11 protein-coding genes are annotated in these 13,078 nt (G+C 61.3%); 2 read left to right on the forward strand and 9 right to left on the reverse strand.

Annotation, left to right across the window (positions count from 1 at the left end):
• Nucleotides 1-76 precede the first annotated feature (76 nt).
• Complete coding sequence (locus tag PK28_RS02865) at nt 77-1,231, reverse strand: trypsin-like peptidase domain-containing protein (RefSeq protein WP_044511193.1); 1,155 nt, start codon at nt 1,229-1,231, stop codon at nt 77-79.
• A 48-nt stretch (nt 1,232-1,279) separates the two neighbouring features.
• On the reverse strand, nt 1,280-1,867 hold the full coding sequence (locus PK28_RS02870) for an RNA polymerase sigma factor (RefSeq protein ID WP_044511196.1): 588 nt from the start codon (nt 1,865-1,867) through the stop codon (nt 1,280-1,282).
• Between the two features lie 135 nt (nt 1,868-2,002).
• Between PK28_RS02870 and PK28_RS20290 the strand changes: the two genes are divergently transcribed.
• Nucleotides 2,003-2,233, forward strand: a complete 231-nt coding sequence (locus tag PK28_RS20290) for a hypothetical protein (protein ID WP_156126216.1) — start codon at nt 2,003-2,005, stop codon at nt 2,231-2,233.
• A 173-nt stretch (nt 2,234-2,406) separates the two neighbouring features.
• Here the strand turns inward: PK28_RS20290 and PK28_RS02880 are convergent, their stop codons facing one another.
• The 6 genes from PK28_RS02880 to PK28_RS02905 form a co-directional block, all read right to left on the reverse strand.
• Nucleotides 2,407-4,188, reverse strand: coding sequence for a hypothetical protein (locus PK28_RS02880; protein ID WP_044511200.1), 1,782 nt, complete (start codon nt 4,186-4,188; stop codon nt 2,407-2,409).
• A 4-nt stretch (nt 4,189-4,192) separates the two neighbouring features.
• On the reverse strand, nt 4,193-6,331 hold the full coding sequence (locus PK28_RS02885) for a DUF4175 family protein (protein ID WP_044511203.1): 2,139 nt from the start codon (nt 6,329-6,331) through the stop codon (nt 4,193-4,195).
• A gap of 80 nt (nt 6,332-6,411) precedes the next feature.
• The gene (locus PK28_RS02890; protein WP_071885040.1) at nt 6,412-7,944 is read right to left on the reverse strand and encodes a BatA domain-containing protein; all 1,533 of its coding nucleotides are present in this window, start codon (nt 7,942-7,944) and stop codon (nt 6,412-6,414) included.
• Between the two features lie 29 nt (nt 7,945-7,973).
• Nucleotides 7,974-8,852 carry a DUF58 domain-containing protein gene (locus PK28_RS02895; RefSeq protein WP_044511208.1) on the reverse strand — a complete coding sequence of 293 codons (879 nt, stop codon included), beginning with the start codon at nt 8,850-8,852 and terminating at the stop codon, nt 7,974-7,976.
• Between the two features lie 159 nt (nt 8,853-9,011).
• Complete coding sequence (locus PK28_RS02900) at nt 9,012-9,989, reverse strand: AAA family ATPase (protein WP_044511210.1); 978 nt, start codon at nt 9,987-9,989, stop codon at nt 9,012-9,014.
• A gap of 133 nt (nt 9,990-10,122) precedes the next feature.
• Nucleotides 10,123-10,746, reverse strand: a complete 624-nt coding sequence (locus PK28_RS02905; protein WP_044511213.1) for a DUF4159 domain-containing protein — start codon at nt 10,744-10,746, stop codon at nt 10,123-10,125.
• A 187-nt stretch (nt 10,747-10,933) separates the two neighbouring features.
• Here PK28_RS02905 and PK28_RS02910 point away from each other — a divergent pair, with 187 nt between their 5' ends.
• Nucleotides 10,934-11,563, forward strand: a complete 630-nt coding sequence (locus tag PK28_RS02910) for a porin family protein (RefSeq protein ID WP_044511216.1) — start codon at nt 10,934-10,936, stop codon at nt 11,561-11,563.
• Between the two features lie 174 nt (nt 11,564-11,737).
• Here the strand turns inward: PK28_RS02910 and PK28_RS02915 are convergent, their stop codons facing one another.
• Nucleotides 11,738-13,063 carry a TldD/PmbA family protein gene (locus PK28_RS02915; protein WP_044511219.1) on the reverse strand — a complete coding sequence of 442 codons (1,326 nt, stop codon included), beginning with the start codon at nt 13,061-13,063 and terminating at the stop codon, nt 11,738-11,740.
• Between the last annotated feature and the right edge of the window lie 15 nt (nt 13,064-13,078).

The following is a 13,078-nucleotide window of genomic DNA, read 5'->3' on the forward strand; positions in this document are numbered from 1 at the left end:
GCGCAAAGGCTGCCCGGGAATAAAAAAAGGCCTGTCCATGGGGAACAGGCCTTTTTAAGGGAAATAGGGGGAGAGTCTATTCGTATACTTTCACTACAAACACGTAGTCCTGAAGCTTGCGTACCTGCTGCGCCCGCGAAGCGCCGGCCAGCTGGTTGGTGCGCGGCATGCTGTAGGTAGGACCGGAGTTGGCTGCCGAAAGGGAGTCCACCAGCCGCATCAGGTAAGACGACTTGGTAGCGAAGGCCGCGCTCTGCACATCCATCTGCTTGCCGCTGATGATGCCAATCAGGTTGCCGCGGTCATCCAGCACCGGGCCGCCGCTGTTGCCCGGGTTCACCGGAATAGAAATCTGGTAGAAGCCCGTGTCGCCTTCAAAGCCAGAGCGGGCGCTCAAAGAGCCTTCGCCAAACACCACATCCTCCCGGGGGTAGCCCAGCGTGTACACCCGCTCGCCCAGGTCAGCAGAGCCGCGCTTGAAGGAGTAAGGCAGGCGCCCGAAGGTTTTAAATTTCTTGTCGTTAATGCGCAGAATAGCCAGGTCGTGGGCCACATCGGAGAACACCGGCTCGGCGCGGTAGCGCTGCCGGTCGCGGCCCTCAATCAGCAGCGAGTCGGCGCCCTGGATTACGTGGTAGCTGGTTACCAGGTAGCCATCGGCGGTGAGGGCAAAGCCCGTACCGCCAAACTTGCCGGGGTTCAGCTCTTCCGGGGTCTTGGTGCCATCTATCTGGGTAATAGCCCGGTTAATGGCACGCTGGTTGCGCTTGATGCGGTCCATCTCGCGGCGCAGTACTGTGTAGCCGTAGGTAGAAGGCCGCTGGGCCGCCCGCCACCACTCAATACCGAGCAGCGTAGCAAACACCGCCAGCACGGCCACGGAGGCCGCTACGGCAATAGTGGCGCGGTGCCCACTCCAGAACTCGCGCAGCTTGCGCTCTACCGGCGAGATATACACCTTGGGCATGGTTGGGATGCCGGTTTCCCGCACCTCAGCGGCGGCGGCCTGCTCGGCATCCAGCTCGGCCTGCACGGCCTGCAGCTTGCGGCGGGTAGCCAGGCGGTGGCCATAGGTGCGCATGGTGCCCGTCAGATCCTCAAAATCGGCGTAGCGGCGCGCCAACACCGGGTCGGCCGCCAGGCGGCTTTCCAGCTCGGCGCGGGTGGGCGCGTCCAGCTCGCCTAATTGGTAGGCTTCAAATAGCTCGTAATAGTCAGCTTCCGTCTTCATAGCAATGCAGCGGGTGGGTGAGGCCCGCGGTGAGCTCCGGCGGCGGTATCAGTAGAGTTCTTCCTCTTGATAGTGAGTGAAAAACAGCTTCTTTAACCGTACCAGGCACTTGTATTTTTGATTTTTGGCGTTATCGGCATTCGTGTAGCCAAATTCAGCGGTGAGCTGCTGCATCGACTTATCCAACAGATAAAAGCCTTCTAAAAGCGAGCGGCAGGGCTCACCGATGCGCTCCAGAGCCTCGGCCATGGTGCTGAGGCGCCGGTCGCGCTCCTCGGCCAGGGCCAAATCGGCCTCGGCTCCGGTTTCCAGATAGGGCTCGTGGTCTTCGAGACGCACGCCGAAGCGGCTTTTCTCGGCCAGTCGTTTCAGCCACAGCCGGCGGCACACCGCGTAGAGGTAAGTCTTGATCTGGCAGCTGAGCTCCAAAGAGCCTTCGCGTACCTTCTCATAGAATACCATCACGCCTTCCTGATACACATCCTTGGCTTCATCCTCGGTGCCGCTGTTCTGCTGCACAAAGTGAAGGACCATGGGAAGGTGCAGGCGGTAGAGGTGTGCCAGCGCCCGGTCGTCGCCGCGGCGAATGGCTGCCACGAACTCTTCATCGGTATAGGAAGGTTGACCCTTGCCCATTCGCTTTGCTTCTTAATACGTTGCGCGCCCGGTGGTAACCCATGAAAAAAACTTTTTTCCAAAGTGGGTTACCTTTCTTTCCAGTAGGTATGAAGGGCGTTTTTCAGACTTTTAATTTTCAAACCTAACACCAAAATGAAGAATCTGCTCAAAGTTTCTGCTGTTGCCGTTCTGTTCGCCGCTGGCCTGACCTCTTGCGAGACGAAGACCACTGAGTCTACCGAAACCACCAACGTAGAAGCTACTGCTCCTGCCACCACCGATTCTACTTCCATGGAGTCGACCACCACTACGGTTTCTACCGACTCGACGATGGCTCCTGCCGCTTCGACGACTACGACCACCACGACTGAAGAGACCAAGTAATTGCAGCGTTAGAGGCTGGCTGCGCAAGCGGCTAACCCCTGACTCTCCCGGCCCGAATGCCCGCAAGGGTGTTCGGGCCGTTTTTTTATCCTTTTGGCAAAGGTATTCCTGCTGTACCCCGGCCGGCTCCATAAAGTTTTAGGCGAAGCCAAGGCCGGCAAACAGGCGGGGTACTATAGTTTCTCTTCCAGCCACATAAAGCCGGCCGCCACCACAAAAAGAATAAAGAACCACCAGCGGGGCCAGGTCACTTCCCGGGCATAAACATTGGGCTCGTGGCCCGGCTGCAGCGTTGGTTGAGCGGCCACCCTTTGCTGCCATGCCAGGCGTTGTGGGCCCTGCCAAACGGAATCGGGGTACACATACAGCCAGTGCGGCAGTTGTCGGGTTAGCTGCACCTGATGCCACCCCGCAGTAGCGGGCCAGTACGAGGCAGTGCTCCATTCCGGCAGGCGTGGGTCCTGCTGCAGGGCCAGCGGCGCCGTAGCCCCATCAGGACCGCGCACCTCCGGCGAGGCGGCCGGAAAACCAGCCGCGGACAGCTGCAGTGTAAGCGGCTGGTTAGGGCGCGGCCAGTACTGCTCTGATTGCCAGGAATTTGCTGCCGACTGCGGGCGGGCGGCTGCCGTCAGCAGCAGGCTCCAGTACGCATCGTAAACGGCGGTAGTATTTTGCAGCAGCCAGCTGAAGGTTTCCGGCACGGTAGATACTACCACCTGTCCCATACCCACCCGGTGGCGCGCCGCCACCGCCCGTTGCTGCTGATCTGAAACCAGAAGATACGAGCTGACCGGAAGCTGTAGCGTAGCGGCAACGGCTGCTGTGGGCTTCCCCGCCGGCATGGCCGGCCAGCGCAACGCGCGGGGCTGCGTAGCCGCCGTGGGCCGCACCGTGAAGCCCGCCCGCCCGGGCGTTGCATTAGGCAGCTGACGGCCTTCTGCCAGCACTATCAATCCCAAGCCCTGTTGCTGCACCGCCGCCCGCAAAGTGCTTATTTCCGCCGCCGAAAGCGTGGATAGAATACCGGCATCTGCCACTACCACGTCGTAGCGCGCAAGCAGCGGGTTGGTGAGCGAAGCCAGCGCGTGGGCCGTCTGATTCACCAGCTCCGTCTGCACAATGTTGCGGCTCACGCCTACCCGCAGACCCACCGCGTGCTGCCGCGCCGCCAAATGGTTTTTCAGGAACTTGAATTCAAACGAAGGGGCACTACTGAGCAGTAGCACCCGCAGTGGCTGCGCGGGCAGCACTTCCACCGGCAGGGGCTCCACGGCTAATATGGTCTTATTTTGCCGCAGCACCAGCTCAAATACGACCGGCCCGGTAGTGCGGGGTGTCATCTGTAGGCGGAAGGCCGTGGTGCCCGGGTTTAAACGCACGGAATCCTGGGCGGTGCCCGCCACCCGCAGAACTACCCAAGAGGAAGCCGCCGATTTAGCCAGACTTCCTTCCACCCAAAAAGGCTGGCCCGCAGTCAGCTGATGGGGCCAGTTAGCCGTCTGGATGCCGGGAAGCACAGCCGGCGCATGAATAACCAGCCGGCTGGCCGGCAGCGCGTCCGCTTCGGCGGGGGGCAGGCCATTTCCCAGAATATGCAGGCGGTGCAAGGGCGGTTGCCGTTCCAGCAGGGCTGCTACCTGCCGCACTGCGGGCGTATCGCCGGAGGCCGTCCCGTATTGATAGACCGGCGTGGCGGGCCCCAGCGTTTGAAGCAGCTGCCGGAGCGAATCGGGTTGGTAGCCGGGGGTGAGCAGGATGGCCGTGCCGGCCGCCTGCCGAACGGTATGCGTGGGCGGCTGCGCCATAGCCCAGAGGCCGGCGCAGGCCAGCCAGCCAGCTACGATACGCCCCGCCAGCCAGTGCCGGTTAGCACGGCGTATGGCGGCCACCGTCAGGCCCAGGGCCAGGAGCACACAAAAGGCAAGGAGTACCAGCGTAGGGAGAGAGAAAGTCATACGGCTAGCGAAGCTCCTGGAAATAACGTTGGGAAAGCCGGCCGGGGCCGGGCTGCCGCACGGGGGCCGGGCGGGCAGCGGGCAGCAGGCGCAGCAGGGCGCGCTCTATCACCGGCAGGCAGCTGCGGCAGGGCGGCTGTTTGGCCCGTAGCCGGCCCGTAAGGGTGCGTAGCTCCCGTAAGGCCCCCAGATAAGTGCCGGGCTGATTCAGCGCTTTCTGGGCTAGCGCCTGCCCAGCCTGCTCCAGCACCAGCGCATCGGTAGCGGCAGGAGCAGCCCCCTGCTGCAGGCGCTGCACAATAGCCAGGGCCGCCTGGGCGGGTTTCTGAGGCGAGGTCGGGGCGGGCACGTTCCGCTGTATGGCCACGCCCGAAGCATTGCCCAGTTCCCCCGTCAGGCGCAGGGTGGCTTCGGGAAAAACCGGGGGCTCAAAGCCTGATTTTTTTACGTAGGCGCGGGTTTGCTGCTGCACTTGCTTGAGAAGGCGCAGGGCTTTGTATTCGAAGGGAAGTGCGGCGGCGGGCTGACCCGTGCGCAACCGCAGCTCGGCTTCCCACATCTGACTGAGCACAATACTGAGCTTGGCTTTCACGGCGGGCTCCAGAAAATCAGCCGTTTCCGCATCATCGTGAGCGTGCACGTAGGGCTCCATCAGGCGGGCTGCGTCGCCGGCGGCGTCCGAGGTAGCCGGGGCCGCGTGCTCATCGTGGTGCCCGTGCTCCTCCGCCCCTTCATGCTTTTCCGCCGACCCGGCAGAGTCTGCCTGCACGGGAGCATCACCAATGCTTTCCGAGAATTCCTCGCCCATAAACTGGCCGTAGCGCAGCCGTAGTACTTTCTGGTCGTAGCCGATGGTGTTGGAGCGCTCCAGCAGGGTAGCTTGGGGTAGGCCGCGTTTTTCGGACAGCAGCTTTTCGGTATCAATGATGATTTGCCGCTGGCTCCGGAAATAGGCGGGCACCATGTTTACGCCCAGGGCCATATCGGTGCCGGAGTCGTCTACGGTGGTGTCTTCCCACTGCACCAGGTAGCTATCGGAGCGGGCAGTGCGCTGGTGGTTGTCCCAGGTCTGCACGTAGAAATACACTTCGTCGCCGTAGGTGAGGCCCAGCTGGGGCAGACGGAGCAGGTGCGCCAGGGTGGCTTGGGCCGGCTGGCCGCGCAGGCCGCCGCTCAGCTCCGTGGCTACTTCCCTAAACTTCACCGCCTCGCCCTGGCCCTGGGCTACGGTGGCCACCAGGCGGGCCCGGGTCAGGCCGTAATCATCCTGCAGCAGCACGCGCACCGGCACCTGCGGCTTCATGCCAAATTCTACCAGAGTATACGGCTTTGGCGTCTGAATGCGCACCGTAGGGGCCTGGTCGGGCTGTACGTTGATGGCGTAGTCATCGGAGTTCTGCCCCGCAAAGCGCAGGTGATAGAGCACCGATGAGGTAAGCGTAGCCTGCGCGGTGAAGGTATTAGCCTGTCCGGCTACAGGGCGGAAAGGGAGGGTTTGCTTGCCCAGAATAAGTTGGGGCGGCTGCTTGGCGGCCCGGCTCACGCGCACGGTCCAGCGTACCAAAGACCCTTCCGGGCAGCGGAAGGATGGCTGCGAGGCCGCCGAAGTAGCTTGCCGGGTGTAGGCGGGTGGACTAATCAGGATGCGGGTATCCAGCAGGCGCGGGGCCGTGGGCTGGCCCGCGGCCGCAGGGCTTTCCGGAAACCGAATGGCCAAGGCCGGCGCCGCCTCAGAACGAATGGAAGAAGTTGATTTCCACAACGACAACCCTCCAGCCATCAGCAACAGACCCGCGGTGAGAAGTATAGTAGGGCGCCAGGCCACGGGCAGCAATGGCAGCTGGTCAGCAGAAAGTACGGCGAGACGGTTGATGACGTGCTGCTGCTGCAGGCTTTCCAGCAAGCTCAACTCATCAGGCTGACGCAGCAGCAAACCAGCGCTGTCCTCCAACTCTGGATAAAGGCGGTTGAGCTGGCGGGCAGTATGGGCTAAATCAGGCTGCCAAAGCCGGAACAAATACCACAACAATAAGGTGAGCCCCGAGAGGCCCAGAACCAGAGTGGGAGTATGCCAGTTGGTGCCGCGCTGCCAGACTACGCCCAATACCAGCAGCCCTGCCAGCGCAGGAAGGAGTACCTGCACGGTTAGCAGCCGGGCCCTTTGGTGGGCTACCCGCTGTAGTAGTGGATGCGGTGTTGCCAATATTTGGTTTTCCGTTACCCTCATACGGCAGATGCCTTTACAGCCGATAAACGAGCCTGCCGGGATGCTACCAGACGCTCAATAGCCCATACAATTCCCGCTGCCAGTATCCACCAAACCCGCAAATCAAGTGCCACCGGACTTTTAGCCATAACGGGCTGCGCTGAAGGTGGCGTATCTGCAAAACGCTGTAGAGGGGCAGCTGGTAGCGCGCGGTAATCGTGTGCGGGCAGCAGCGTTGGGTTAGGAGAGAGCAGCGGCAGAAGCAGGGCCGGAAGCTCCGCCGTTTCACCCAGCTCACTCCAGCCTGCCTGCAAGCGGGTGTGCAGCTGATAGTATCCGCCTTTTTGAGCCGGCGTATAAGAAAGCAGCGGCCGGCCGGTGGCATCAGCCCACAAGGCCAATGAGCCGTCTGGGGCTGCTGCCTCGCCTCGCCGCTGAATGCTAACCACCGGGCCTTCCGGAAAAGGAGCAAAATGAGTAGTTGCCACTTTGCCCGGGCCGGCGGCTACCTGCCAGATATGTAGGCCGGTAGCCATGCGCGCTTGCAGTTGGGCCGGCAGCGGCTCATCCGTCAGCCAGAATACCCAATCCAGCGGCTTGGCTGGCGGGGGCACATCAGCGGAAACTGTTAGCTGCAGAGGCATGGCCACGCCCAGGGCCGCAGCCCGTAGCGCGGCGCGCATGTGCCGGGCTTCTTCGGTGTAGGAGGGCGCGGCTCGTACCCACACGTGCCAGGCATCCGTCCGGACGGGAATGGTATCGGTGGCGGAAACCAGCAGGGCGCGGTCAGCAGAAGCCTGATATTGCCAGTTGCCTAGGCCCGGCACGGCAATGGGCTGGGAAGATACCGGCCGCGTGATGGTGCGAAAGGTGGTGCGGTTTTCCGCGCTGCGGCCCAACAACAGGGTAAGAGTAGTAGGGGAGGGACGGAAAGCCGCCTGCACCCAGGTAACAGAGTCATCCAGGGGAACGGCCGTCCAGGCCAGGCGCCGGGGCAGAGCGGGACGGCCGCCCTGAAAATTCCGGAGCCGCACGGAAGTAAATGCCCACAGGCGGCCCTGGGGAAAGGAATCGGTGGCCTGCTGCAGACGTGCCCACAGGTTGTCTACGGGTTGTGGTTTTCGGCTGGCCGGATACGCCGAGTCCGGCCGCAGCCAGGCGGCAGCGGGCACCAGGGGAAAGCCGCGCTGCAGCAGCCGCAACGAATGCCCCTGGCGGCGGAGCGAATCTATCTGTGGCCGCACCGCCTCCACGCCACGGGAGGTTAGTAGCTCCGGGCTGATGAGTACGGGGCCCCGCTGCGGCCGGGCCGGGCGCTGCCAAACGGGCCCGGCCAGCGCCAGCAACGCCAGCACGGCCACGCGCAGCAGAAACAACAGCAGCTGTTCCGGACTGAGCTTGCGCAACCGCCGGTTGGCCCCGGCTTCCAGCCACCGCAAACTACCCACCTGCACGGTGCGGCCGGGCCGCCGGTTCCACAAATAAATGGCCAGGGGAACCACCAGGGCACCCAAAGCCAGTAATGCGGAAGGAGAAAGCAGCTTAAACAAAGAGGAGAAAGTATGCGGGTGAAAAATAGTTAGCGCAGCAAAAACCGGCGGCGGTGCAGAAACTCGCGCATGGCACGGGTCAGCGGTTCGTTGGTAGTCAGCAGGTGATAATCGAAGCCCTGGCGGCGGGCGTTGGAGGCCGTGTCGCGCAGCCAGGCGGTCAGGTTCTGCTGCCAGGTGGTGCGCTGCTGGTCGGCATCCAGCTGAAGGGTGCGGCCGGTTTCGAGGTCCTCCATGGTCAGGGAGCCGCGGAAAGTAAAGTGCTGCTCGTTGTGGGCCAGCAGGTGCAAAAGCAAAACCTCGCCGGTGGCGGCGCGCAGGCGAACCAGCAGGTCCATGATTTCTCCTTCGGCCTCATATAAGTCGCTGACGCAGATGGTCAGGCTGCGGCGGCGCGTGGCGGCCAAAGATGCCAGGGCCGGGGGCTCGGGAAACTGGCCCTGGGCCGTGGTTTGTTCCAGAGCGTGAAAAATGCGCGCCAGCTGCCGGGTATCGTTGCGGGCCGGAATGTGCTGCAGCCCGGCCGGGTGCAGAATGGTCAGGGCCACGGCGTCGCCCTGCTGCTGGGCCAGGTAAGCCAGGGCAGCCAGCACCAGCCGGGCGTAATCCAGCTTGGTCAGGCCGTTATCGTCGCGGTGGTTCATGCTGGCGGTGGCATCCAGCAGCAGGTGCACCGTAAGGCTGGCTTCCACTTCCGACTCGCGGATGTAGTAACGGTCGGAGCGGGCGGCCAGGCGCCAGTCCAGGCGGCGCAGGTCGTCGCCGGGCTGGTAGGGGCGGTACTGACTGAACTCCAGCCCCGAGCCGCGCTGCCGGCTTTCATGCTGCCCGTGCATAAACTCCTCCGCGGCCTGCCGGGCAGCCAGCGGCAGGTTTTTCAGCGCATGCAGGAGTTCGGGGGAAAGCATTTTAGGAATTGTGAGGGTGGATTATGAATGAGGAATTGGAGCGTTTTAGAACGTCATGTCGAGCATAGCCGAGACATCTCGCTAGTGTGGTAAATAGTTAGCATCCCAACGTCAGCACGCAAGATGTCTCGGCTACGCTCGACATGACGTTCAACCGCATTATAGCTTCACCGCTTTCAGCAGCTCCACCACCGCATCATCGGGCGTAATATTCTCGGCTTCGGCGTTGAAGTTCAGGAGTACGCGGTGGCGCAGCACAGCTGGGGCCAAGGTGTGCACATCATCCGGCGTAGCCGCAAACCGGCCCTGCAGCAGGGCCCGGGCCTTGGCGCACAGAATAAGCGCCTGCCCGGCCCGCGGCCCGGCGCCCCAGCGCCCATACTGCTGAATGAAAGGCACCGTGGAGGTAGCCGGCCGGGTAGCACGCACGAGGCGGTTGACAAAATCCAGCAGCTCCGGGCTCATGCTCACCTGCCGCACCAGCTCCTGCAGCTGCCGGATATCGGGGCCGCTGAGCACGGAATTTACCTCGGCCCGGTGGGTGCCGGTGGTGCCACTGAGCACTGCCAACTCCTCTTGCTCCGAAGGGTAGCCCATGCGGATGTAAAGCAGAAACCGGTCGAGCTGGGCTTCCGGCAGCGGGTAGGTGCCGCTTTGCTCAATGGGATTTTGGGTAGCCAGCAGGAAGAACGGCTTGGGCAGCGCGTGCTCCTGCCCGGCGTAGGTGACGTGGCCTTCCTGCATGGCTTCCAGCAGCGCCGCCTGGGTTTTGGGCGGTGTGCGGTTGATTTCATCGGCCAAAACCAGGCTGGCGAAAATGGGGCCTTCGTTGAATTTGAAGGACCGGTGCCCGGTGCCGTGGTCCTCTTCCAGTACCTCCGTGCCCAGGATATCGGTGGGCATCAGATCCGGGGTAAACTGGATGCGGCGGAAGGGCAGATCCGTAGCGGCGGCCAGGGTACGCACCAGCAGCGTTTTGGCCAGGCCCGGCACACCTTCCAGCAGCGCGTGCCCGCCGGCCAGCAGGGCTACCAGCACTTCGTCCAGCACCTGTTGCTGGCCCACAATAACCTTTCCGATTTCCTGACGGAGCGGATTGAGTTTGGCAAGCAGCTGGCGGAGTTCTTGTTCAGTCATTTATGTATTATTTGTCATATCGAGCACAGTCGAGACTTCTCGCATGCTGACGTTGTGATGCTAACTAATTCCCATACTAGCGAGATGTCTCGTTACTCTGCTTGATGCGCAGAATGCTCGACATGACGAGCAATTACACGGTTAAAGCATACAGCAGAATATTGACCCCAAACTTGGTGTTGTCTTCGGCCAGGAAGCGCTTGTTGCGGAAGTCGTAGTCCCACTCGCAGCCATAGTCTTTGTTGGAGTAGAGCACGCCCAGGCGGCCGTTTATTTCGATGCCTTTCAGGTAGTCGTGCACCAGGTCGTCGCCCCAGCCATTGAGCTCGAAAGCGGTAGGCGGCGGGCCTTCCTTGAACTTAAAAAACTGGAAGTAGAGCGGGTGCGTGTTCGGGATTTTGCGCAGCGCCCCAGCCCCGAAGCACTGGCGCATTTGCTCCTCAAAAGAGCGCGCAAACAGCCCGTCGATATCGTGGTTGCAGTCATCCACAAACACAAAACCACCGCCGCGCACATACTGCGTGAAGTTCTTTTTCTCCTGCTCCGAAAACTGCACCAGCCGGTGGCCGGAAAGGTAGCAGAACGGGTAGCGAAACAGCTCCTCAGAGTCCAGGGCCACTACTTTTTCCTTTGCGGCAATGGGCACTTTGGTGTACTCCACCAGGGAGTGCAGCAGGTTGGCGGGCATCCGTTCGTCCACGGCATCCCAGTCGCCGGAGTGGTAGCTGAGGCGTACGAAGGTGAACGGGGCGGGCATAGCGGGGCGAATACGTGCGGCAAAGACAACACCGAGCCCACAAAGGTGGCTTAGAGGCTTGGGCGAAAGTTGAAAAAAAGCGAAATAGCGCCGCAATCTGCTTCTGTGTGGCACGTTTATGCCAGCACACCGTGGTTCTATTCTTCTGCCAAGTTACTTCCGCACCATTTTACCCTTTGCAACTGCTATGAAAAAACTTATCCTGCTGCTGGCCGGCCTGTTGGTGGGCGGCGCGGCTTCCGCTCAAATAGGCCTGAAAGCGGGCCTGAATGCTGCCGTACTCGATGGGGAGCAAATCAGCCAGAAAACGGAGTACAACTATACCTATCACGCCGGCCTGTTCTACACTTACAATCTGGTAGGCCCGCTCTCCATCCGGCCGGAGCTGCTCTACTCCCTGCAGGGGGCTGACTTTAAAGCCGCCCAGGAAGACTACGAAACCAAGCTGCACTATCTGAACCTGCCCATCCTGCTCGACCTCAAAATCAGCCGCCTGCACCTACAGGCCGGTCCGCAGTTTGGGGTGCTGCTCACGGCCAAACAGGCCGGTACCGTACTGGTCAGCTACGACCCCGCCACCCAGATGGAAACCTACGGCAGCGTAAGCCACCAGGTAAACGACCAGTACAAAAAGCAGGATTTCAGCCTGTGCGTGGGCGCCGAGCTGGAAATTGCCAACGGCTTGCGTGCCGGCGGCCGCTTCAACGCCGGCCTTACCGATGTTGCCGACTACAAAGACGTGCGCAGCCCCGACGATCCGCACCTCAAAAACCGCGTGGTGCAAGCCTACTTAGCATTTCAGCTGGGGGGCAAGTAGGAGGTAGTTATCAGCTCCAACCTAAAAGAGCTGTCCTTTTAAAATCTCTGTCATCCTGACGCAGGAAGGACCTTATCACGTTAGCACGAGTCGTTGTTACGACAAATGTTCTAGCGTGATAAGGTCCTTCGCAAGCTCAGGATGACAGCTGTTTTTAGTGGAAGCTAGCTGCTACTACACCGCGTCTGATAAGCTGGTAAACGTGAAGTCCCGGATTTTCATGGGCGGTATAACGTTGCCGCCCAGACGCACGGGTTTGCCCAGGGCCTCCACGTTATTCAGCATAATCACCGGGCTTTCGTTGAAGCGCATGTTTTTGATGGGGAATTTGATTTTGCCGTTCTCAATGTAGAACGTGCCATCCCGCGTGAGGCCGGTGACCAGCAGGGTTTGTGGGTCCACGTCGCGGATATACCACAGGCGGGTGACCAGAATACCCTTGGCGGTGCCCTTAATCATTTCCTCCAGACTCTGGGTGCCGCCGCTCATCACAAAGTTGCCGGCAAATGCGCTGGGCTCTACCTTGTTTTTCTGAGCCCAGAAGCGGGTGTAGTACAGGTTTTTCACCACGCCTTTTTCAATCCAGGGCATGCGCTTCACGGGCAGCCCCTCGTTATCAAACACGCCACCCGGTGCCGTAGCGTTCTGCGGGTCAGTGTAGATGCTGATCCGGTCGTCGAAGAGCTTTTCGCCGGTTTTGTTGCCACCGCCTTTTTTGCTCAGGAACGAGCGGCCTTCGTCGGCTTCGCGGGCGTCCAGGGCATACACCAGGCGGTTCAAAAGCCCCTCATCCGATACCAGGGCAGCCGGCTCCAAAATTACGGTGTACTTGCCGGGCTCAATGGCGCGGGCATTCACCGAAGACGCGGCTTTATCAGCGGCGCGCTTGGTGAGGGCCTTGGCATCGAAGCTCTTCACGTCGGCAAAGTCGGCCACGGCATAGCCGGAGCCTTTGCCGTCGGGCGTGCGTACCGTTACGCTGTAGTCAAGGTTGGTAAACTGCTGATAGGCTTCCAGTCCTTTGCTGTTGCGCAGGGCCTGAAACGAGGAGGCATCTTCCAGATAACCGGCGGCCGTAAGCTTGCGGCTCTCACAGAGGGCAATACTGTCGCCGGCCGCCCGGGCCCGCACATCCGGCGTGATGGCCGCCGTGGCAGGGACAAACGTGGTAGGCGTGAGGTATTGCTGCGGACCCAGCATGGGCACGTATTCCGGGTCTTCGGGAGCCAGGCGGGCAATTTCCTCGGCCCGCTTTACGCACTGGCGCAGCGTGGCGTCATCGAACTGGTTGCAGGTAGCCACGCCGGATTTCTTGCCGAAGCGCGCTTCCACGACCAACGACACGTTATCGGACATGCCCGCGGTGCTCACGTTGTTGCGGGCGTAGCGGATATTGCCGCTGAGGCGGCCCTGCAGCGTGCCCGCGCACTCATCAGCCTGCGAGAAGCTGAGTACTTTTTTCAGGATAGCCTGAGACTCTTCTTGGGAAAGGATAGGCATCGGAGGAAAGCAGAA

It is taken from the genome of Hymenobacter sp. DG25B (genome assembly GCF_000801315.1).
Classification (GTDB): domain Bacteria; phylum Bacteroidota; class Bacteroidia; order Cytophagales; family Hymenobacteraceae; genus Hymenobacter.